This window comes from Streptomyces sp. A18, assembly GCF_059026065.1.
The window spans coordinates 19,035-40,497 of the sequence record NZ_JBWLKL010000035.1; the positions used below are offsets into that span (position 1 = coordinate 19,035).

Annotated in this window: 21 protein-coding genes and 1 pseudogene; 7 read left to right on the forward strand and 15 right to left on the reverse strand. The window is 67.6% G+C overall.

Annotation, left to right across the window (positions count from 1 at the left end; translation table 11 throughout):
* Nucleotides 1-159: 159 nt before the first annotated feature.
* From AC5P1C_RS34610 to AC5P1C_RS34625, 4 genes are all read right to left on the reverse strand, one after another.
* Nucleotides 160-942: a metallophosphoesterase family protein gene (locus AC5P1C_RS34610; protein ID WP_493869943.1), complete on the reverse strand. Its 783-nt coding sequence runs from the start codon at nucleotides 940-942 to the stop codon at nucleotides 160-162.
* A complete protein-coding gene (locus AC5P1C_RS34615; protein ID WP_493869944.1) occupies nucleotides 939-1,193 on the reverse strand; it encodes a hypothetical protein in 255 nt (84 codons plus the stop codon). The genes AC5P1C_RS34610 and AC5P1C_RS34615 overlap by 4 nt, the downstream gene beginning before the upstream one ends.
* A complete protein-coding gene (locus AC5P1C_RS34620) occupies nucleotides 1,190-1,795 on the reverse strand; it encodes a nucleotidyltransferase family protein (protein ID WP_493870006.1) in 606 nt (201 codons plus the stop codon). Before AC5P1C_RS34620 ends, AC5P1C_RS34615 begins: the two co-directional genes overlap by 4 nt.
* A gap of 299 nt (nucleotides 1,796-2,094) precedes the next feature.
* Complete coding sequence (locus tag AC5P1C_RS34625) at nucleotides 2,095-2,904, reverse strand: SDR family oxidoreductase (protein ID WP_493869945.1); 810 nt, start codon at nucleotides 2,902-2,904, stop codon at nucleotides 2,095-2,097.
* Nucleotides 2,905-3,115: 211 nt separating this feature from the next.
* Here AC5P1C_RS34625 and AC5P1C_RS34630 point away from each other — a divergent pair, with 211 nt between their 5' ends.
* Nucleotides 3,116-3,379, forward strand: coding sequence for a DUF6480 family protein (locus AC5P1C_RS34630; protein WP_493869946.1), 264 nt, complete (start codon nucleotides 3,116-3,118; stop codon nucleotides 3,377-3,379).
* A gap of 555 nt (nucleotides 3,380-3,934) precedes the next feature.
* On the opposite strand, the gene AC5P1C_RS34635 is transcribed toward AC5P1C_RS34630, so the two are convergent.
* From AC5P1C_RS34635 to AC5P1C_RS34650, 4 genes are all read right to left on the reverse strand, one after another.
* On the reverse strand, nucleotides 3,935-4,444 hold the full coding sequence (locus AC5P1C_RS34635) for a mycothiol transferase (RefSeq protein WP_493869947.1): 510 nt from the start codon (nucleotides 4,442-4,444) through the stop codon (nucleotides 3,935-3,937).
* Nucleotides 4,445-4,572: 128 nt separating this feature from the next.
* Entirely contained in the window at nucleotides 4,573-4,806 is a 234-nt protein-coding gene (locus AC5P1C_RS34640; RefSeq protein ID WP_493869948.1) for a hypothetical protein, read from the reverse strand.
* Nucleotides 4,807-4,856: 50 nt separating this feature from the next.
* Nucleotides 4,857-6,095, reverse strand: coding sequence for a cytochrome P450 (locus tag AC5P1C_RS34645; protein ID WP_493869949.1), 1,239 nt, complete (start codon nucleotides 6,093-6,095; stop codon nucleotides 4,857-4,859).
* Between the two features lie 151 nt (nucleotides 6,096-6,246).
* A complete protein-coding gene (locus tag AC5P1C_RS34650; RefSeq protein ID WP_493869950.1) occupies nucleotides 6,247-6,375 on the reverse strand; it encodes an LPFR motif small protein in 129 nt (42 codons plus the stop codon).
* Nucleotides 6,376-6,756: 381 nt separating this feature from the next.
* On the opposite strand from AC5P1C_RS34650, the gene AC5P1C_RS34655 reads away from it, so the two are divergent.
* From AC5P1C_RS34655 to AC5P1C_RS34670, 4 genes are all read left to right on the forward strand, one after another.
* Nucleotides 6,757-7,083 carry a plasmid stabilization protein gene (locus tag AC5P1C_RS34655; RefSeq protein WP_493869951.1) on the forward strand — a complete coding sequence of 109 codons (327 nt, stop codon included), beginning with the start codon at nucleotides 6,757-6,759 and terminating at the stop codon, nucleotides 7,081-7,083.
* A 280-nt stretch (nucleotides 7,084-7,363) separates the two neighbouring features.
* Nucleotides 7,364-9,904, forward strand: a complete 2,541-nt coding sequence (locus AC5P1C_RS34660; RefSeq protein WP_493869952.1) for a molybdopterin oxidoreductase family protein — start codon at nucleotides 7,364-7,366, stop codon at nucleotides 9,902-9,904.
* Nucleotides 9,901-10,392, forward strand: coding sequence for a hypothetical protein (locus tag AC5P1C_RS34665; protein WP_493869953.1), 492 nt, complete (start codon nucleotides 9,901-9,903; stop codon nucleotides 10,390-10,392). Before AC5P1C_RS34660 ends, AC5P1C_RS34665 begins: the two co-directional genes overlap by 4 nt.
* 315 nt (nucleotides 10,393-10,707) lie before the next feature.
* Nucleotides 10,708-11,265, forward strand: coding sequence for a DUF6766 family protein (locus tag AC5P1C_RS34670; RefSeq protein ID WP_493869954.1), 558 nt, complete (start codon nucleotides 10,708-10,710; stop codon nucleotides 11,263-11,265).
* 86 nt (nucleotides 11,266-11,351) lie between these two features.
* Here AC5P1C_RS34670 and AC5P1C_RS34675 read toward each other — a convergent pair whose 3' ends face one another.
* From AC5P1C_RS34675 to AC5P1C_RS34685, 3 genes and pseudogenes are all read right to left on the reverse strand, one after another.
* Nucleotides 11,352-12,158: an SDR family oxidoreductase gene (locus tag AC5P1C_RS34675; protein WP_493869955.1), complete on the reverse strand. Its 807-nt coding sequence runs from the start codon at nucleotides 12,156-12,158 to the stop codon at nucleotides 11,352-11,354.
* Between the two features lie 215 nt (nucleotides 12,159-12,373).
* Nucleotides 12,374-12,607, reverse strand: a complete 234-nt coding sequence (locus tag AC5P1C_RS34680) for a CBS domain-containing protein (RefSeq protein ID WP_493869956.1) — start codon at nucleotides 12,605-12,607, stop codon at nucleotides 12,374-12,376.
* Nucleotides 12,608-13,041: 434 nt separating this feature from the next.
* Nucleotides 13,042-14,350, reverse strand: a pseudogene (locus AC5P1C_RS34685) (ISL3 family transposase).
* A gap of 162 nt (nucleotides 14,351-14,512) precedes the next feature.
* On the opposite strand from AC5P1C_RS34685, the gene AC5P1C_RS34690 reads away from it, so the two are divergent.
* Nucleotides 14,513-15,019 carry a DinB family protein gene (locus AC5P1C_RS34690; protein ID WP_493869957.1) on the forward strand — a complete coding sequence of 169 codons (507 nt, stop codon included), beginning with the start codon at nucleotides 14,513-14,515 and terminating at the stop codon, nucleotides 15,017-15,019.
* Between the two features lie 695 nt (nucleotides 15,020-15,714).
* Here the strand turns inward: AC5P1C_RS34690 and AC5P1C_RS34695 are convergent.
* The 4 genes from AC5P1C_RS34695 to AC5P1C_RS34710 all read right to left on the reverse strand — a co-directional run bounded on the left by AC5P1C_RS34695 (nucleotide 15,715) and on the right by AC5P1C_RS34710 (nucleotide 20,275).
* On the reverse strand, nucleotides 15,715-16,317 hold the full coding sequence (locus AC5P1C_RS34695; protein WP_493869958.1) for a hypothetical protein: 603 nt from the start codon (nucleotides 16,315-16,317) through the stop codon (nucleotides 15,715-15,717).
* 468 nt (nucleotides 16,318-16,785) lie between these two features.
* Nucleotides 16,786-18,156, reverse strand: a complete 1,371-nt coding sequence (locus tag AC5P1C_RS34700) for an amidohydrolase family protein (RefSeq protein WP_493869959.1) — start codon at nucleotides 18,154-18,156, stop codon at nucleotides 16,786-16,788.
* Between the two features lie 96 nt (nucleotides 18,157-18,252).
* Nucleotides 18,253-19,206 (reverse strand): DMT family transporter, encoded by a 954-nt coding sequence (locus AC5P1C_RS34705; RefSeq protein WP_493869960.1) that lies wholly within the window; start codon nucleotides 19,204-19,206, stop codon nucleotides 18,253-18,255.
* A gap of 190 nt (nucleotides 19,207-19,396) precedes the next feature.
* The gene (locus AC5P1C_RS34710; protein ID WP_493869961.1) at nucleotides 19,397-20,275 is read right to left on the reverse strand and encodes an NAD-dependent epimerase/dehydratase family protein; all 879 of its coding nucleotides are present in this window, start codon (nucleotides 20,273-20,275) and stop codon (nucleotides 19,397-19,399) included.
* A 97-nt stretch (nucleotides 20,276-20,372) separates the two neighbouring features.
* On the opposite strand from AC5P1C_RS34710, the gene AC5P1C_RS34715 reads away from it, so the two are divergent.
* Complete coding sequence (locus AC5P1C_RS34715; RefSeq protein WP_493869962.1) at nucleotides 20,373-21,308, forward strand: LysR family transcriptional regulator; 936 nt, start codon at nucleotides 20,373-20,375, stop codon at nucleotides 21,306-21,308.
* Nucleotides 21,309-21,463: the final 155 nt, after the last annotated feature.

Genomic DNA, 21,463 nt, shown 5'->3' on the forward strand with positions numbered 1-21,463 from the left:
GCTCGGGCAGGGTGTCACACACTGCACCCCGTCGGGCAGACCCACCCGGGCCTGCCTGGCAGGCCGTCTCCAGAGAGATCCCGCACAACGGCCAGCTGGGGAGCGGGACTTCGTCAAACCCCTCACACAGGGGCTCGCGCATCCGGCCCCTGCGGATCATCAGGACCGTTCGGTTGTGGTTGTGGTTGTGGCTTCGGCTGCGGCTTCCGGCAAACGTCCATGGTCAGGCAGGTGGTACACGTTGAACGCCTTGCGGATGACCGGCTGAGCGACGTTGCGTACCGGGATGCCACCGCTGGTCATGCCGTGTTCGGTGCCCGCGTGTGCGTGGCCGTGGAGGGCCAAGTCGGCGCCTGCCTCGTCGATCGCCTCGGCCAGGAGATAGCTGCCGAGGAACGGGTAGATCTCCAGGGGTTCGCCCGCCAGGGTGTCGGGCACCGGCGCGAAGTGCGTGAGCGCCACGCGGGCCTCGCAGTCCTGCTCCGCCAGTTCGAGCAACGAAACCCGCAGCCCCTCGGCGCAGCGGCGGGTGTACCGGATGAACTCCTTCATCAGGGGCTCGCCGAATTCGCTGCCGCTCCGGCCGATGAACCCGCCCCCGAAGCCCTTGGTGCCCGCGACGCCCACGCGCCTGCCGTCGATCTCGACGACCGTGCCCTCCCCCTCGAGCACATGCACGCCCGCCTCGCGCAGGATGCCTGTGACCTCCTCGGGCCGCTCGTCGTGATGGTCGTGATTGCCGAGCACCGCGACGACGGGGACCGGTAGACCGGTGACCTCCCGCGCCACTACGCGGGCCTCCTCCGGTGTGCCGTGGCGGGTGAGATCCCCCGCGAGAAGCAGCAGGTCCGCACGGTCGGGGAGGGTCTCGAAGGCGGGCCGGAGTACGCCCTGACTGTCGAGGCCCATGTGGATGTCCCCCACGGCTGCGACGCGGATCATGCGAGCTCTTCCGGGTGGTCGGGGGCGGACGAATCGGCCACCACGATGTCGAAGCGGACCGTCAGGTCCGCCATCTCTTCGTTCACGGTACGCAGCAGTTCCTCGCGGCAGCGTGTCGTGGGAACGGTCCCGGCAACCATCACGGACGATCCACGGTTCTCGATGCGAATGCCCAGTTCGCCCAGCTCCTCCGTGGCGATCCGCTCCTTGAGATGGGCGATGCGGTAATCGGCATGTGCCTGGTCGTTCATGGGTCTGCTCCTTCCGGTGCGATGACCTGCAGGCGCTCCAGCAGATAGAGGAAGGCCGCCGGCATGGGCGTATCCCCGCAATCGCGACGGACCGCCTCCCAGTCGATCTTCTCGCGCAGTTGCCGCGCGATGGGCAGGACGGCGCCGAAGTCGCAGTGATGCTCGGAGAAGGCGGCGATCAGAGCCCGCATCAGGTCCGTGGGCGCCAGGACGGGCATCTGCACCGAGTCCACCGGCAGTTCAGAGGCCCGCCCCAGGAGTTCGGCGTTCACCGGCTGATGGGCCAGCTTGAAGATGAGGTCGATGTCCTGCCCCAGGCACTTGGCCTTGAGTAGCCAGTCCTCAGGCGGCGCGTACACCGTAAGCCCGGCATCGGTCAGGGTGGCCGCGACCGCTTCGGCGTCTTCCGGCTTGATGCAGAAGTCGGCGTCGTGTTGGAGGTTCTCGTTCCCGCCGTGTGCGTGTACGGCGACGCTGCCTGCGAGGGCGAAGTCGTGACCGCCCCTTTTGAGTACGGCGCCGACCTGCTTGGCCGCCTCGAGAATGGCTTGGTTGAGGTCAGGGGGTGGTTCATCCGCGGGGGAGCCGTGCTGTGTTCTCACCCGTGTGGCCTCTTCCGCCGCAGCCTCGGTGACCGGCTTCTGCCGTTCGTCGGTGGCAGGGCCTGGGGTGGCGTCTTCTGCGTTCCGCGTCACCTGCTGCTCCGTTTCCGAACACTGCTGTCGCATCGGTCGTGCAGGTCGGCAGTCTCCGACAAGCTCCGGTCCAGGCACTCCCGATGCCCGGTCACCGCCGATTTCTATCCGGCCCCGTTCGCTGCGGGGAGCCGTCGCGCGCCGGTGCAGGGGGCGACCCGCTTCCCCTCCTGCCACAGGGCAAGGGCGCGCCTCTTCCTGGGGTCTCAGGGGCGTCGCCAGTCGTCGCTTTGGAGGTGGGATCCGGCCTGCGGGCCCATCCGGACCATGCCGCCGTCTGCTACCCAGGATGCGCCGGTCACGTAGGAGGAGTCGGGTCCGGCGAGGAAGACGATGACAGCGGCGATCTCGCGGGCGTCACCAGGCCGGCCGAGGGGGATGCCCGGGCGGCTTTCGTCATGTACGTCTGTGTCCTCCTGCCCAGTCATGGGTGTGGCGATCTCGCCGGGCGCAACGGAGTTGACGGTGATGCCGTGTTCCGCGAGTTCCAGGGCCATCACCTGGGTCAGCAGGCCGAGGCCGCCCTTGGCCGCGCAATAGGGAGCCGCGCCTACGCGGGGCTGGTGCTCGTGCACTGAGGTGACGTTGACGATGCGCCCGCCGTCGCCCTGGTGGATCATGCGGCGCGCGGCGTGCTGGCCGCACAGGAACGGGCCGATGAGGTCGACATCGACGACGCGCCGGACGTCATCGTGCTTCAGGTCCAGGAAAGGAGTCGCGGTCCCTGTACCGGCGTTGTTGACCAGGACATCGATCCGGCCGAGCCGCTCGGCGAGATCCTCGACCACCTGTGCGGCATCTGGAAGCCGGGACAGGTCCATCTGGGCGATGGCCGCGCGCTGTCCGTGCTTGCGTACTTCCTCGGCCGTCCTCTCTGCACCCGTTTGATCGCTGTGCCAGGTGATGCCGACATCCATCCCGGCCTCGGCGAGGCGGACGGCCGTGGCCCGGCCGATGCCGGAATCAGCGCCCGTCACGACGGCCACCTTGTTGGTGGAAGCAGTGCGGTCGGTCATGCAACCTCCTCGTGTCCGGGCCCTGGCCGTTCAAAGGTCCGTGGCGGCGGCAGGTCGGGCCGTCGGACGGATCGCCTCTGGCGCCCTGCGTCCAGGTTCGGTCATGCATGCGTCCGGGTCTCCTCGAGAGCGCGAGGTAACCCTCGCGTATGACCCCGTTTTGGGCGCGGTGGAGAGGTGGGCGGTCGGACGCCATGCGAATGTGGATCACATGCCCCCTCCCCACCCGTCGGACCCGGACCCCCGCCCCTCGGGCCAGGACCCCGGCCGCAGCAATGCCGCAGGACCGCAACCCCGCGGGAGAGTGCCGCCGGGGGAGACCCCGCCCGATGACAGCACCATGTCGGGCGCAGGGCCGGACGAAGCGCACAATCCGCCGAAGGGATGGTCGAAGGGACCACTGGCGGTGATCATCGGCCTCGCTGTGCTGGTCGCGGCGTTCTTCCTTGTCTACGCACTCGTTCTGCTCCTGTGACGCGGGACGGCGTTCATGGACGGGGGAGACGTACGAACGGGTGCGGGCGTGGACGTTGCGGCCAGTAGCCCCGTAGGTCGGATGGCGATGGCCCGGCGGAGTGTGGACGCAGGCACACATCGCTCGCAGTTCTGTCCGACGGGGAGAGCTTGTGGCCACGCAGCCGCAAACGCCGCGGGAACGGCCGTGGACGCAGCCGCCGCACCGCCGCCGGGTAAAGCTTGGGGACGACGAACCACGCGCCACGACGGACGGGAAGCCATCCGCATGAGCCTGCGTACCGCGAGCCCCGTCTGCGCAGTCCCGGGCCCCACTCCCCGCGGCGAACAGTCCCTGTCCCAGGACGTCCATGCCGCGCTCCAGCGCAACGAGCCCTCATGTCTCCCGCTGGGCCATTGGCTCGTGTGACTGGGTAGCGATCATGCCGTTCTGGCCTGCACGAGGCGGGGCGATCTGTCGGGTACAGAGTGGACTCGGTTGGAACCACACCTACATGGTTGCGGCAGTGCAATCGACGTGCTCAACACACACTGGTTTGGCGGCCGGGTGTGTGCGTCAGCGGCGTTGCAGCAGGCCCCGGATGTACGCGGCCTGACCGGTGTGCTGCAGATCGTCGGAGATGACGCTGATCAATCGGACGCCGAGGGTGACGTGCGGCGTCCATCGTTCGTCGACGACGCGGTCGAGTGCCGCGTCGTCGAGTCCGCCCACGAAAGACAGCGTCTGCTCATGGACGGCGTCGTAGTAGCCGCGCAGCTGGTCGGCGGCGACGCCGCGGACCGATGCCACCTGCTTGGCCGTGTGCCCGTAGCCTGTCTCCTTTTCACCGATGGGCAGTTGGAACCGGTCGGACCAGCCCTGGGTGGTCCACACTTGCTCCAGGCCTGCCGCATCGGCGACGTGGTCGTCCTGAATGCGGGTGAGGTGCCATACCAGCCAGGTAATCGAATTCGCCTCGGCATCTGGTCGGAACGCGAGTTCCTCGGGTGAGAGACCGTCGACGGCGGCGTGGGCTTGTTCTTGGACGCGTCCGAACGCGTCTGCCAATACCTCTGCGGTGTTCATCCACCCATGGTCGCCTCCGCTGCGGAAGCACGCCTGGGATGAGGGGTCGGGACAGCCGTTTGGGGACCCCCTGTCAGACCGCCGGACAGGCGCTGACAGGGGCACGCACTGCGCGTGCCCTGGACACGCTATCGCTCGTCGGTGTCGTGCCTCGTAGCGTCGTTGCCGCGCTGGACGTCCTCCTGTGCGGAGGTGCTGGGCGTGAGTGCATCCGCGGCTTCGCTGTCCTTCTCGCTGTCTCGCTCGTCGCCGGGGACACGGGCTTCCGCATCCTCGGCTTCGTCGAAGACTTCCTCGGCGGCGGTTTCCGCGTGCTTGGGCCTCTGCTCCTTCTTGTGCTCGTCGTCGCGCTCGTGGTTCATGCCGGGCCTCCATCCAACTGGTTCGGGCTCTGGTGCGGAGCAAGACACTGTCAGTGTGCTGCGGCGATGACGAAGCCGCTGCGGGGCTTCGTAGGCATCCGGTTCAACGGGATGCGCAGGTCCTGGTCGGGGACGTCGTACTCAAGCTGCGCGAGTCGTGGAAGCAGGGTGCTCAACACGGCCAAGGTGATGTCCTCGCCGGGGCATCGGTGGCCCTCTGAAGCGTCCCCGCCGCCCTGCGGGACCAGCTCGTCGCGACCGGGTTCGCGGCCCACAAAACGGTCGGGGTCGAACATGTAGGGGTTGGGCCACAGCTCTGGGTCGTGATTCTGTCCGTAGAGGTCGAGGAGGACGAGAGAGCCCTCCGGGATCGCTTCGCCGTGCCACTGAACGTCGTCGGGGGCAAGGCCTGCGACGAACGGCGCGAACGGGTAGAAGCGCCGGAGTTCGTGGGCGAACGACCGGGCGTAGCCCTCGCGGTCCTGGGCCAGTCGCTGTCGCAACGCCGGATTCCGGTGCAGCGCGTGGGCGCCGAACACCATGTACCAAGTGACGGCGACGGTGGGGCGGATGACGTTGAGGATCTCGACGGCGGCAGTCCGCGGATCGAGGAGTTCGCCGTCGGCGTCACGGTGCGCGGCCACGGCCCGCACCACGGAGTCCGGCCGCGCGTCGTGCGCCGACGTGCCGCCGTCCGCCCGCGTCTCCTCGACCAGCTCCGCCAGCCGCTTCTCCTGGCGGCGCCGGGCGCGCCGGGCCTGCCAGTGCCGGGGCCCCGCGGTCGCGAATCCGTCGACCATGGCCACCAGATCCTGCGCGGTACGTCGTGCCTCGTCGTCCGGATGCTCCGGGAGAGGCACTCCTGCCCACCGGCACACGGCACGGGTGATCAGGAGACTCACCTCGTCGAACAGCGTCACCCGCGGAAGGCGGGTCCACTCCTTGCTCGACTGTTCCCACTCCGCAGCCACTTGCTGCGCCAGACGGGCGACGTCGGACGGGTCCTTGAGGAGCGAGACGAACAGAGCCTTACGTTCGCGGTGCTCCGTACCGTCAAGGGTGTGCACAGCGCCTTCGCCGAACAGCGTGCTCAGTACCGGCTCGGGCAAGGCCGAACGCCGCCGTACGTGGTTCTCGTCGTAGAAGAACGCGACGGCGTCCGGCCCCCGCAGCGCGATGACGGGTTTGCCCAACAGACGTGTGCGGACGGGGCCGGCGCGCTTGCGGCGACTGAGGTCGGGCAGCCATGCATAGCCTTGCAAGAGGAGTGGCAGGGTGCCGTCCAGCATCAGATTCCTCCCGTATGTCATGGCGCTCAGCGGGGCCCGGCTCCAGCCTCTGCCGGGCATGGCGCGGACACCACTGGAACGGCGCTGAACACTTCGCGATCACGATGGCGGGTGCCGTGGTGAGCCGTGATCATTCATTCCTGCCGGGTATTCAGTGACGTCCGTGAGCGCTGGCTGATGCCCCACCGAAGAGCCGCGCGACGGCTCGAAACGGGAGCGTGACGGCCGTGGCAATGGCTCCACCAATGGCTCGCAGAACGTCGGCAATCGCCCTCAGCATGTCTCTACCTCCACCTTCGTGGCGTGAATCGTGCTCACTCTTCGCAGTCGCTGCTCAGCAGTGCTTCGCACTCGCTCACAAGCAGTCCCCTACGGGTTGCCATGAGAGCGGCGCCGAAACGTAGAGAAATCCGTTCCGAACTTCTATGCATACCGAAAGCACGCGCGGGCGCTGTGTGTCATCAGCGGCACTTCATCGCAACCGCTGAATGGGGTACCCCATGCTCAGGCCACCCCGGATTCCTGCTGAACTTGCTCGAAACCCAGGGTGGAAAGTTTGACCGGGCGCAGCGTGGACACCGGTGTGAAACTAAGGATTGCCCGAAGCGGCCACTGCGAGCACGCGCCGTGACCGGGGCCATCAAGGAAGGCGAGGTCAGCAATGCCGGCTGGATCCAGCAATAAGCGTGAGCGTCAGTACGAACACATCAAGGAGAGTGCCGAGGAACGCGGTTCTTCCAAAGGCAGGGCGAAGGAGATCGCGTCGCGCACGGTCAACAAGGAGCGGGCCCGGTCCGGCGAGTCGAAGACCGCGAGCAAGACGTCGACGAAGGATCCGAAGTCCGCGTCGCAGCGTGGCGGGGAGCGTTCACACAGCGGAGCGCAGGGTCCCACCAAAGATCAGCTCTACGAAGAGGCCAAGAAGAAGAACGTCGACGGCCGTTCGTCCATGAACAAGCAGCAGCTGAGGAAGGCGCTCGGGCATTGAGAGACCGTGCGCCCACGGCGTGTGTGCAGGCTGCGGGCGCAGTCTCCACGCCGACCGCTTACTGCTAGGGCTGCCGGCCGGGATGGTCGCCCAGGCCGTTGTCGCCTGCTCCTTGCCCGCTCCCGAGGTCGGCGACCTCCTTTGCAGGGCGAACAGGGCGAACAGGGTGAATGTGCCCGAGAAGTCGGTGTCAGTGCGCATCGCGTGTTCGCGTACGCGGCGACGTTGAATCGAGCCGCATCAGGAGCAGGCGTTAGGCGTTGACGGCTCAGGGGTACCCATGACCGGTCGCGGCGCAGCGGGCGCCGCCCATGGTTGCTGGGAGGCAGGCGTGCGTAATTCGGTCGATCGAATCGCGCAACCATGGGGCGGCCGCACTCCATATGGTCGTCACGAATCGTGGCCCACGCGAGAGGACCTGCATCTGGCTGCAGGTGTGGAGCCGGGCACGGTGGAGCGGTGGGTGCAGACGGCTTCGCTCTTGCACTCCGATGGTGACGCCATGGATATCGCCGTCAAGGACGGACGCATGGTGGGTGTGCGCGGCCGCACTTCGGACCGGGTCAACCGCGGTCGGCTGGGACCGAAGGATGCATTCGGTTGGCAGGCCAACGGCTCGTCCGACCGTTTGACCAAGCCTCTGATTCGTCGGAACGGGCGTCTGGTCGAATCGGACTGGGACACGGCGATGGAACTCGTGACTGCTCGCGCGTGTGACCTGCTCGAAGAGCGTGGTCCCGGGGCGATCGGCTTCTACACCACAGGCCAACTGTTCCTGGAGGAGTACTACACGCTCGCTGCCGTGGCCCGGGCAGGTATCGGAACCAATCACCTGGACGGGAACACGCGGCTGTGCACATCCACGGCGGCCGAGGCGCTGAAGGAGTCCTTCGGCTGTGATGGGCAGCCCGGCAGCTTCGATGACATCGACCATGCCGACGTCATCGCGATGTTCGGTCATAATCTGGCGGAGACCCAGCCGGTGCAGTGGATGCGCATCCTCGACCGGCTCGAGGGCCGTGAGCCGCCGCGGCTGCTGTGCGTGGACCCCCGGCCCACCCAGGTGGCCCGCCGCGCCGCCGTGCACCTCGCCCCCCGCATCGGGACGAACGTCGCACTGTTCAACGCACTCCTGCACGAGATCATTCGCACCGACAGCATCGACCACGACTACATCCACGCTCAGACCGTAGGTTTCGACGAGCTGGCAAAGTTGGTCAGGGGCTGCACACCTGAGTGGGCGGGGCGTATCTGCGACGTGCCGGCCGCCCGTATCGCTGAAGCCGCAGAGCTACTCGGCACGGCCGACCGGCTCCTGTCCACGGTCCTGCAGGGCGTCTACCAGTCCCACCAAGCCACAGCCGCCGCGGTGCAGATCAACAACCTGCATCTGATCCGGGGCATGGTGGGTCGGCCCGGAGCCGGGGTACTGCAGATGAACGGGCAGCCCACTGCGCAAAACACTCGCGAGCGCGGCGCCAATGGCGACCTGCCTGGATTCCGCAACTGGGAGAACGACGAGCACGTGGCCGACCTGGCCAAGGTGTGGAACGTCGAGCCCACGACGATCCCGCACTACGCGCCGCCCACCCATGCCATGCAGATGTTCCGCTACGCCGAGCAGGGCTCGATCCGCATGCTGTGGATCAGCGGCACCAACCCTGCCGTCTCACTGCCCGAGCTGTCCCGTATCCGCTCGATTCTCTCCCAGAACCGTCTGTTCGTGGTGGTGCAGGACCTGTTTCTCTCCGAGACCGCGCAGTTGGCGGACGTCGTCCTGCCGGCCGCGACCTGGGGCGAGAAGACCGGTACGTTCACCAACGCGGACCGCACGGTGCACCTGTCCGACAAAGCCGTCGAACCGCCGGGCGAGGCCCGGCCGGACCTCGACATCTTCCTCGACTTCGCCCGGCGCATGGAGTTCCGTGACAAGGACGGTGGCCCTCTGGTCACCTGGCATGACCCCGAGTCCGCTTTCGAGGCATGGCAGCGCTGCAGTGCCGGCCGCCCCTGTGACTACACCGGCCTCACCTACGACAAACTGCGTAGCGGCGGTGGCATTCAGTGGCCGTGCAACGAGCAGGCGCCGGACGGCACCGACCGCCTGTACACCCACGGCATCGCCTGGGCGGATGCGGACGTGTGCGAGTCCTATGGCAAGGACCTTGTCACTGGCGCGTCAGCATCGGTGGTCGAGTATCGGTCCCTGAATCCGGCCGGCAAGGCGATGCTCAAGGCAGCCGAGTACCTCCCGCTGCACGAGGCACCGAGCAGCGACTACCCCTTCCAGCTGACGACTGGACGCACGATCTACCACTTCCACACTCGTATGAAGACAGGCCGCGCCCCGCAGCTGAATTCCGCGGCACCGGATGTATGGGTGGAGATCTCCCCTGCAGACGCAACAGAACGACACCTTGACGAGGGGGACTTGGTGGAGGTCGCCAGCCCGCGCGGAACCCTGAGAGGAAGGCTGAGGGTCACGGACATCCGGCGAGGCCTGCTATTCGTTCCGTTCCACTACGGCTACTGGGACACACCAGCAGGCTTCCGCCCGGACGGCGAGACCCCGTCGCGTGCTGCGAACGAGACGACCGTCACCGACTGGGATCCGGTCTCCAAACAGCCACTCTTCAAGACCGCGGCCGCAGCGATCACGCTCGTGGAGAAAGGCTCGGGTCAGGCCGTGGCCGCGCCCACGACTGCGGCCTCGGCGCCCTCCCGCCCCGGCAGCGTTCGGCCGACCGCGGGCGGTGCCACAGCCCATGTATGGGAAACGACCGATACCTGCTCGGACCACGCTGGGGGAGGGGCCCGGTGAACGGCATCACTCTCACGCTGCGTGCACTCCACCACGGCGAGGGGCAATTGGCGAAGGAGCTCGTCTCCGTCGCCGAACGCCACATCACCGAGCACGAGGTCCACCACGTCGCCAAAGATCTGGTCATGTGGTCCAACGAGCACTGCCAACGCCTGGCCGATACGGGCCGCCACTATGCCTTGGATCTCGAAGGGCCGTCGACGAAGTCCTCGTCAGGGCTCATCCCGAGCCTCAGGGAGAAGGCAGCTGAGGCCATCGGTCACCGCCCTGAGCCGGGTCTCCTCCTCCTGCGGGACCTGCGGGTCGTGCACCTGGCGGCGACGGGCAATTCGCTGTACTGGGAAATGCTCGCCCAGGCCGGACAGGCAGCGAAAGACGAACGGCTGTTGGAGCTGGCTGCCGCGTGTCATCCACAGACGCTGCGGCAGATGCGCTGGACCAACACGCTGATCAAGAATCTCGCGCCGCAAGTACTTACGAGCCTGTGAGTGCCTGTCTGTCCTTGAGCCACCCCTTCCCGTCATTGGTACGTCGGGGTGGACGATATGTCTGGCCCGGACCGGGTGGTGCGCCATGCGGTTGCGACTCGTGCGCCGCCTTCGTAGGCGCGGCGCGCCGCGCATCCTTTCGGTCGCAGGAGGTTGAAACGTGCGGATCGTGTGCATGCTCTGCCTGACCGTGGTGATGGGCGGCTTGGCCTACTTCGTCGCGGTGGGGCTGTTGCAGCGATGACTGCCGACAAGTCGCCGCCCTCGCGCGCCGTACAGGGCCAGACCGAGGTTGACGTCACAAGGGGCCATCGCATGCGCCGTTTCGTACGGGACAACGGCATAAGCATGGGCTTCGGCATCGCATTCCTGCTTGCGCTGGCCGGGCAAGCGGTTGCGGGCTGGGCGGAGTTCGATACCCAGCTCACCACCGACGGGCTCGCACACATCGGCTTCCTCGCTTACATCGCGTCCTCCGATTTCGCGGTGGCCGTGACGGAGAACTGGCAGTCGGAGTACCTGCAGTTCTTCCTGTACACCTTCGCCACGGTCTGGCTCCTCCAACGAGGTTCGCCGGAATCGAAGGAGATGCACAGGGTCGGCCCGAAGTCGGATCAGGACCAACGCATGGGCGCGCACGCGGAGCCTGCCTCGCCGCGCTGGGCGGGGGTGGGCGGGGCGCGCCAGGCGGTGCTCTCCCGCTCACTGGGTTTGGTGATGGCCTCGCTCTTCCTGGAGCAGAACCTGCAGAGCCGGCAGTCCGAACTTCTGGCCGTCGCCTTCATGGCCATCTTCTCCGTCCACCTGCGCCAGCGAGGTGCCCCCCGAGTCCAAGCGCGTCGAAGCACGCCCTCAACTGGCGTTGAAGGATGAGTGGACCGCTCGGCGAGCGACGACGGATGGTGGCGCAGGGACCCGGCACGCACGTGGTCCGAAGCAGCGGACTCTGCGCCGTTCTTTCAGCGGGAGTCGGTGTACCCGCCGGTGGCGGCGATGGTTTCTCCGACGGTGTAGCTGGAGTCGGCATCGCTGGCGAGGTAGACATAGGCTGGCGCCAGTTCCTCGGGTTGCGCCACCCGCCCCAGCGGTGTTTCTGCGCCGAGGTTTTCCAGGTAGTCGTCGGTGAAGCGCTGGCCGGCCAGGTTCAGTGCGCTCCATGTAGGTCCTGGCGCCACTGCGTTGGCTCGGATGCCCTTCTTCACCAGGTGCGGGGCGATGGACTTGGTGAAGACCACGACAGCTGCCTTGGAGGCGGCGTAGTCCATCATCAGGTCGCTTCCCTTGAGAGCCTCTTCCGAGGCCGTCGCGATGATCGAGTCACCCCGCGACATGTGCGGGACGGCTGCCATCACTAGGTGGAAGTAGGCGTAGACGTTGGTCTTGAAGACCCGGTCGAAATCCTCTGACGTCAACTGGTCCAGTTCGGTCTGGCTGTTGAGGTAGGCGGCGTTGCTGACCAGGATGTTCAGGCCGCCGAGTTCCTCGACCGTGCGGCGTACTGTTTCGGCGCAGAAGTCGGCGTCGCACAGGTCGCCGGGGAGCAGGAGGCAGCGTCGTCCCAGGGCGTTGACCTCTTGCTGGATGTGTTTGGCGTCTGGTTCTTCTTCGGGCAGGTACACGATCGAGACGTCGGCGCCTTCCCGGGCGTACAGGAGGGTGACGGCGCGTCCGATGCCGGAATCTCCACCTGTGATCAGCGCGACCTTGCCTGCGAGTTTGCTGGCCGGCTGGTAGTTCTCGGCCCGGTAGCGGGGAGCGAGGTCCATCTCGGACTCGAGTCCTGGGCGCCGCAAGCGCTGTACCGGGTAGGGCGGGAAGAGTTCGCCAGACACCTGGGCTGCGGCGGACGCGGCGTTGGGGGCACCGGCGGTGCTATCTGTCATGGGAGGGTTCTCCTAAGAACGTTTTGCGGCCTGCTGCCTGAGGGGGGCGCCGGTAGCCAACTCAGTCGGTGGAGAGAGCGCCGATCAGACGTCCAGCTTCAGAAGTGTCGAGAGCGTCGGCAGCGTGCGCGAGGGGCGAAGCCGACCTGGTCTGTGCCGTCGATGACCGGCAGGCGCGTGACTTTGTGCCGGGACACGGCCGTGAAATTCTCGTCCACGCCATCGTCTGCCCCGATCGTGACGGCTTCACCTGGCACGAGAGTGTCAGTCTTCACTTCGGCCGGATCGAGCCCGGCGCCGAGAACCTTCACGACGAGGCCCCGGTCGGTCATGACGCTGACGCACCGGTGTCCTCACCACCGACAGGCAGGGTGCCCACCTGAAGCTCCTCCAGCGGCGTGCCACTGCGAGGGTGCCGTCGTGCGCCTGCACTGCGACCGCCGTTCGTGGTGTCCCGAGCCCTTGCCGTGGCCATGGTGAAGCGCCGCCCTCTCTCCGAATCGGATGCTCCAGCGCGCCCTTCTGCGTCGGAGCTGCTGGTTCGGGTGACCAGGTTTGGTGCCCGTGAAACAGGTTGACCCGGATTTCCTTATGCTCGCTGTGATGCCTATTGGCTTTGCCGGGCCGGGCCAGCCGACGACCTGCCGCTCATGAGCGCCTCAAAGCTTGGCCAGGTCGGTTGCTTGACCAGTTCGTCACCGCTTCTCTCCGTCCGTGTTCCACAATGCCGAGTCGCACTACAGGGTGGACGCCCTTTCGGGGCTCTTCACAATCGAGGGTGAAGTTGGGGTCGGAAGCCGCCTGTCTCGAGTAGTGATCTGGCGATGTAGTTCGTCAGGTTGCGGAAGCCGAGGGCGGAGCCGCGGAGGTGTTCGAGGCGGCCGTTGATCGCTTCGGTGGGGCCGTTGGATGTGCCGGGCCTGTCGAAGTAGACGAGCACGTCGGCGGCGCGCTTGGTCAGGGTGCGGCCGAGCGTGATGATCTCGCTGAACGGACTGGGGACGCCTCGGCTGATCGACTCGATCAACTGCCTCATCAGCTCGCGGCCCCCGGTTCGGTCGGGCTCACGGTAGGCGGCGATCATCCGCTGGTAGATGCCCCAGGTGGCTTCGACCTCGACGTGGGCGTCGGCCGCGAACAGCTCCGTCAGCCGGTGCTGCTGGGCCTCGGTGAGCAGGTCGGCGCCGGTGTGCAGGGTGCGTCGCGCGGCATACAGTGGATCGCCGGTGCGGCCTCGGTCCCGGTGGGTGGCTTGCTGGACCCGGCGCCGGGCGCTGATCCAGGGCGTCGCCTGCCAGACGGACGACGTGGAAGGGGTCCAGCACCGGCACAGCCTCGGGTAGCTCTTCGGTGGTGGCGGTCTTGAACCCGGTGAACCCGTCCATCGCGACGACCTCGATATTGTCGCGCCAGGACTTGTCCCGTTCGGCGAGCCAGGCCTTGAACGCCTGTTTGGAGCGGCCGGCGACCATGTCTAGAAGCCGCGCCGGCCCGGTGCCGTCGCGGATCGGCGTCAGGTTGATGATTACGGTCACGTACTTGTCGCCACGCCGGGTGTGCCGCCAGACGTGCTCGTCCACGCCGATGACCTGCACGTCGTCGAAGCGGTGCGGATCGTCGATCAGGACCCGGCGGCCCTCGGCCAGGACCGCGTCGTTGGAGGTGTTCCACGAGACCCCCAGAGCGTCGGCGACGCGGGCGACACTCAGGTGTTGGCACACCAGGGCTTCCAGCGCCCATCACAGGCCACGTCGCGACAGCGTCGCCCGCGGCTCGGCGGCCCGCGACGTGTCCTGGCGCCACACGTGACCGCACCCGGTGCACCGGTATCGGCGGAGGCTGACCTCCAACACCGTGGGCCGCCACCCGAACGGCTCGTGCGCCAACCGCCGGACCACCGTGTCCCTGGTCGCGCCCTGGCATCCGCAGCGACGACACCATCTGTCGGGCTCGACAACCCGGCACCGGAGAATCGCCCGATCGGGCTCCAACCGCTGCCCGAGCGCTTCGAGCCCGAGATCATCAAGACGAGCGAACGTGGTCAGGTCAGGGCGGGCGAAGGTAGCGTCAGACACGTCGAGGTCTTCCAGATGGACGGCATAGTCACCTCCATCCTCGGGAGACCTCGACCCCTACCCGGCCACCGACGCGCCGACCGGTCTACACCCTCAACTGCGACTGCGAAGAGCCCAAATAGCCCCCGGTGCGAGGGTCGGCCCGCGTGCTACGTTCGGGCCATGACTAGACCCGGTGAGATCCTCGGCAGCGTGGTCGCCGCCAGCGAGCGCGAACAGCTCGAGACGTTCCTGGATTACCTGCGCGACGCCGTCGTGCGCAAGGCCCGCGGGGTGTCGGAGGAGGACGCCCGGCGCAGCCCGGTGCCGACCGGCACCAACCTCGGCGGCCTGATCAAACACCTGCGGTGGGTGGAACTGGGCGGGTTCGCCGAGCAGATCGGGCAGATCCCCGCCGCGGAGCTGCCCACGCCGCCGTGGACCGACGCAGACCCGGAGGCCGACCTGCGGCTGGAGCCGAACGAGAAGCTCGACGACGTCATCGGCGCCTACCAGGCGGAGTGCGACCGCTCCCGCGAGATCGCCGCCCAGCACAGCCTCGACTACGCACCGCGGGGCAGGGAGCTGACGTTGCGGTGGGTGTACCTGCACGTGATCCTGGAGACCGGCCGGCATGCGGGCCACGCGGACATCCTGCGCGAGATGATCGACGGCAGCGTCGGCGACTGACGGCTCGCGGCGCGTCGTCGGTCCGTGTTCCGGTCGTCGGAGGCGGCGTTACACCGGTATCGGCGGAGGCTGACCTCCAACACCGTGGGCCGCCAAAGCAGGCCCTCTACCACTACCTGCACCAACTGCATCAGTACCTCTTCGTCGAAGGGGCCCGGCAGCCCGCCCCTCGTCGATAGCCCGTGCGGGCGTGCGGGCGTGCGGGCACCGGTCCGCTCCGGGCGCCGCAGCTGAGGGAGCACGGACACAGGCCCGGTAGCGGGACTGGCGACGTGCAGGGTGCCAGGCCCTGATCGGCCCGACCACGGACACCATGATCACAACATAGGCCCGCTGCGAGAAGGGCCATGAGAAAGCAAGCCGGCAGTAGAACTCCCGGCTGCTCGGTGACCGGGCCTCCAGCAGTATGTGGAGAGCCGAGGTGTTTGTCATCTCGCCGACCGCGTACGCGGCTGTCATGGCCGCGGCCACCAACTCGAACCTGCCGACGTGAGCACTCTCAATCGCGATCAGGGCATCGCGGTGCCCAGCGGCCTATTGGCCTGCCCGAACCCGTCGATATCGTCAATCGGGCCTGATCGCTGTCCGATACGGCAGCGTTCGGCTGGAACTTCACCATCAGCACCAAGTCTTCCCGATTGCCCGGTACCCCGGGGAAGCATGCGCCCACTAAGACCGTCGCGGTCGTGCGGTGCCTACCGGGGCATGGCCACCTTGCATAGCGGCGGTTGGGGGTCGCGGACGTTGTAGACCGAGCCCGAGTCCCCCGTAGGGTCGAGGAAAGCGGCCGTTCCTCCCTTGGCGCCGACGTAGAGTACGACGTTTCCTGTCGCCGACTGCCCCGGCTTATACGTCCTGTTGAGCTTCGCGAATCCGTTGGAGTCACCCTGCCTGTTCGCCTCCGTCGGAGGGTGTTCTGCGTTCTCCCACGTCGCAAGGACGGCCGAGAAATCCCCGGCCTCCTTGTCCGTGTTCTTCATAGTGAGGCGGATGACGGCGTATCGCCCGGCTCCCGTCACGGGCCGGCCGAGTTCTGCCCGAGTCGGGTATTTCACGCTGACGACCGTAGCCCGCATTATGTTCGAACCGTTCGAGAAGGTCCCGCTCTGGCCCGACTTCAGCGTAGGGGCGTGGACAGCCTTCCTGCTCGCCGCAGAGTTGCCCGCCCCTGCGGACCCCGTAGCCGACGCTCCGTGCGTGCCGGTCGGTGCATCGCCCGAGGAACAGCCGCTCACGAGCACCGTGACGAGAGCCGCGGGCGCAGCCAACGACGCGGCCCTACGGATGCAGTTGCTCATCGTCACTCCCCTGAACAGCGGCCTCCGCAGCCGCATGAGGACGTAAGCGTAAGACACGGCCAAGCAGAGCGGCTGCCCGGATGAACACGGGGACGCTTGGTCCCTGCCTGGTTGTTGCAGCGACGGTGTCCGAGCAAGAGTTCGGCCAGACGGCCCGCGGTCATCTCCCGCCCGAGACTCAGCCTCCGCAGCGCATCCGCCTGAGTGTCAGTCAGCCCCGCTTCCCGGGCCAGCTCCTTGAGCTCAGCATGCACCTGGGCGCGGATCGCGAACAGGCAGTCGTAAAGCTCTTCGGTCAGCTGCCGATCATCCATGACCCACGCAATACATGGATATTCCAATTACTTGAAAATCCATGTACTGCGTGGGGGGTGCCGCCGTGCCGGAGCAGCTCCCAGTGCGCCACGGTGACGCGCATCTGCCAGTCGGCCGACGTTCGCGTCGGCCCGCGCCCGTCCGGCTGTCAGCTCAGACCGGGAGCGGCAGACCGGCTGCGTGGAAGAGGCGGTCGCGGGAGGCCGCGGCCTCGTCGAATACGGTGTCGCCTCCCTTCAGTACACCGTTCTCCTTGAGGACGTCACCGGCCACCACGACCAGGTCGACATTGCCGGCGTGGCCGCCCGCGACGATTGTGGCCGCGACGTCCGTGGCGGGGAGCATGTTGGCGTGATCGAGGCGGATCATGATCAGGTCGGCCTCCTTGCCCGGGGTCAGGCTGCCGGTGCGGTCGTCGATGCCCGCGGCCCGGGCGCCCTCGATGGTCGCGAAGGACAGCAAGTCGGCGGCGTTGAACGTGGGCAGGCCAGGAGCACGGTCCATGGGTCCGGCCGCACCGGCGAGGATCAGCTGCTGATAGGCGAGCGTTGCCCGCATGACGCCGAACATGTCACCGCTCACGATCGTCTCGGTGTCCACGCTGAGGCTCGGGCGGATACCGGCGGCCAGCAGCCGGTTGGTGGCCGGCTGGCCCAGGCCCGGCATGAAGACCTCTAGGGCGCCGGCCACGGAGGCGGTGGCGCCGCGTGCGGCCAGCATCCGCAGCTCCTCGTCGGTCGACGTGCACAGATGGATGAACGTCATGTCCGAGGCGAGCAACCCGGCCTCCTCCAGCTGCCGTACGGCCTGCTGCTCCGCCCCCCACTCGCCGAGGCCCACGTGCATGCTGATGCGCAGTCCCAGCTCACGGGCGAGCCGGACGTCCTGCTCGGACACATCGGGGGTGGACAGCTCCGGTCCGCGGAGCATCGCGTTGAGGGTCACCCGCGCCGAGTCGTCGAAGAGCACCTCATCGCGGATGCGCCGAATGTCGGCGGGGTGAGTGCGGGCACTGCCGAATTGCCACTGCTCGGCCTCCGTCGACGGCCAGCCGTGGTCGAAGACGGCGCGGATGCCCGACTCCCAGTGCGCGGCGATCGCGGCGTCCGAGTGCTCGGGGCTGTTGCTGATGTGCGACTCGTCCCGCACGGTCGTCACCCCCGAGTCGAGGGACATCAGGTCCGCCGCCAGGTTGCCGACGTGTACGTCCCGGGGATGGAAGTACTGTCCGAGGCCGATTTGCACCTGACTGCGGTACTCCTGGTAGGTCCAGGCGGGGCCGAGGTTGCGCAGCGCTCCCTGCCAGTTGTGGCGGTGGGTGTCAATGAAACCGGGCAGCACGGCGTTCCCTGTGCCGTTGATGACCCTGGCCCGGTCGTCGGACAGGTCCCGGCCGATCTCGAGGATCCTGCCGTCGGCGACGAGGATGTCGCCCACGAAGTTGCCGAGCTTGTCGTCCTGTGTCATCAGGTACGCGCCCTTGATGAGGATGCGTTCCTTGTTCTGCGGCTGGTTCTGGGACACCTGTGTTCCTTTCGTGCCTTGGGCGGCACTGTGTTGCTTGTTCATCGGGAGAGGGATGGTGGGGCGGGTCCGCGTCCGGCCGGGCGCGGACGTGGATCACTTCGCAGGGGTGCCACGCGGGCGCCGGGAGGCAATCCAGACGGCGCCGAACGTGAGCAACGCGCCGAGCACGGTGAGGACGGAGGGAGATCGACCGCCCGAAGGGACCAGGAAGTCCAGGGCGATCGACCCGGTGAGCTGCCCCGCGACAGAGGCCATGCTCAGCAGCAGGACACCGATCCGGCGCACCAGGAATGCCGAGGCGCCGATGAACACCACGCCGCACAGACCGCCGAGGTAGACCCACAAGCTGGTGGGCAGCGGTTGCCCCGGGGCCCCCTGCACGAGTGTTTTCAACCCCCAGGCCACGACAAGGAACACCGCGCCGACAAGGAAGTTGAGCCAGGTCGCTGCGAGCGGCGAGCCCGACGCGGCCGTCGTCGCTCCGTTCAGGGATTGCTGCACACCGAGGAGGAAGCCGGCGACGATGGCGGCGAGGGCCGGCAGGATGATCGTGGCCGGCGCGAGAGTTTCGGCGAAGCGGGGCAGGGCGGAGACGACTGCGGCCACCAGGATGACGGCCGCTCCCGTGAGCCGGGCAGCGCCCGGGCGCTGCCGCAGGCCGCCGCCGATACCTCGGCTGTCCACGACCAGACCGCCGAAGGTCTGACCGGCGATGGCCGACACGGTGAACACGGCGATCCCCGTGACCAGCGCGGCGGTGGACTGAGCCAGGGCGAAGATGCCGCCGAGCACACCGGCCAGCAGGTACCGGCGGGGGAGCCGGCCGTCCCGTGAAGCGTCGGCCAGGCTGCGCAGTGCGCCGCGCAGCCTGGGGGAGAAGAGCGCGAGGAGGGACAGCAGGACGAGTCCGCCCGAGAAACTGATCGCCGCCGCTGCGATGCCGTCGTGGAGACGATGGCTCAGCTCGCCGTTCAGACGGGCCTGTACCGGTACCACCATGCCGGCTGCGATGGCCGCCACGACGGCCGGCGAACCGCCGCGAGGCACGGATGGGCGGGACTGTGGCGTCGGCCGGAGACCGGGCCCACCGGGACGGCGATGACCTGACCCGGGTGGTGCGGTGGGAGTACTCATGTCGAAGTTCCTCAAGAAGGGTTGCGGCCGGACAGGGCCCGGCCGACCCGGCCGCTGATCGTCGGTCGGGTCCGCCTGCGGCGGGGCCTGGGGCGCGGGTCTCTCAGAAGTCCGTCCGCGCGATGTCGTCGAGGAGTGACGGTTCTGTGGGAGACCAGCCCAGGACACGCCGGGCCGTGTCGCCCGAAGCCTGCTGGTCAAGGAGAAGGGCCTCGCCGAGCAGGCCGAGCCGGTCGAGTGTCTGTACGACCGGCTCGGGCTCGACGCGTCCGGCCAGGCCGACAGAGCGGCTCACGGCTTCGGTGATCTCCCGTACGGTCGGGTTCGCGCCGCTGGCGCCGATGAAGTACGAACCGGCCGGGGCCTTCTCCAACGCGAGCACGTAGAGCTCGGCCAGGTCGTCCACGTGCACGGTGCTCCAGTGCTGGTCACCGGGACCGATCATGGTGAGTGCCGGAGTGTTTCCGGCGGTTCGCGGACCGGCGACGACGGCGTTCAGCAGTCCGCCCCCATGGCCGTACACCACCGCCGGTGCGATGACCGAGGTCCGGACGCTCTGCGCGTCGCGCACGAGCTTGCCGAGCGGCACCCGCCAAGCGGTCAGCCGCGGGGCGTTCATGCCGGCCGACTCGGTGATCGCCGAACCGCTGCCGTGCAGCCAGACGCCGGTGGTGTGCACGAATGGCCGGTCCGTGTCCCGCAGCGCACGCAGGAAGCTGGTGACGGCCACCTCGTCGACGGTCGCGCTGGTTTCATCGCCCGGTGACGCCACGTGGATCACGCCGTCGCTCGCAGCCGCGAGTTGCTCCAGGGCGACGCCGTCTGCCAGGTCGGCAACCGCCGGCTCGGCGCCCTTGGCCCCCACCAGCTCGGCCTTCTCGGCGGAGCGGACCACGGCGGTGACTTGGTGGCCGCCGGAGACGAGCCGATCGAGCACCGCGGCTCCGATGTAGCCGGTGCCGCCGGTGAGTAGTACGCGCATGGTCATCCTCTTTCGCTGACATTTCCTGGTGGGTGTGTGTTGGCCCGCATGGAAACAGTCGCTCTGCCCGGCTATCGTGTCCAACGAATGTTTTCGAATGCTCGATCGGATGTATCGATTAATAAGGATGGGTGTGGACCAGAAGCGGCTGGAGTACTTCATCACCGTCGCTGAGGAGCTGAACTTCACGCGGGCGGCCCAGCGGATGCACGTCACTCAGTCCACGCTCTCAGCCGGCATCAAGGCTCTGGAGCAGGAACTCCGGACCGAGCTGCTTCTCCGCTCCACGCGGTCGGTCAGACTGACGGAGGCGGGTTCGGCCTTCCTCCCTGAGGCGCGGACCGCGATCGAGGTACTCGATCGGGCCCGGGCGGCAGTGGAGCCACTGGCCACGGGGCTGCGTGGCAGCCTCACGGTGGGCGTCCTCAGCGGGCTGACGGTAATCGACGTACCCGCGCTGGCCGGTGCATTTCACCGGCGTCACCCCGAGGTCCGGTTCCGTACCGAGACCTCCCCGCGGGGAACCTCCGGGCTGATCGAGCGGATCAAGGAGAGTCACGTCGACGTGGCCTTCGTGGGAGCCGACATCAAGGACGCACACCTAAGATCGAGGGCCATCAAGAGGTACGAGGTCCAGCTGTTGGTCCCCGCCGATCACCCGTTGGCCCGCCGGAGGAGCGTGCGGCTCAGTGACGTCGCCGGCGAAACCTTCATCGACATGCCCGCAGGTTTCGGGCAACGCCAGATCGTCGACGACGCGTTCACGAGGCAGGAGTTGTTCCGGCGGGTCCTCATCGAGGTCTCGGACATCACCACGATCGCGGACTTCGTGGCGCACGGCCTGGGCGTGGCGCTGTTGCCCCCGGACTTCGCCGCGGCGGCCGGGGGCGCCATTAGCACCGTCCCTCTGGCCGACGCCCGACTGGCCTGGACGCTCAGCGTGGTCACCTCCGCGACGCGTCCGCCGACGCGGGCGCTGCATGCCTTCCTCGACCTGATCCCGCACCACATCCGCCGCGACCGCGTGTTCTGAACGGACTTCCCCGGCCGTATGCGAATCACGCCCCCAGATCCACCGGGCTCCCGGGCTCCGCGTGGAAGTGGAACGGGGCGCTTGCTCATGACTGAGCTCCGGTTGAAGGCGTTCATGGAGATCGAGCACGGGCCCGAGACAGCCACGTATCGGTG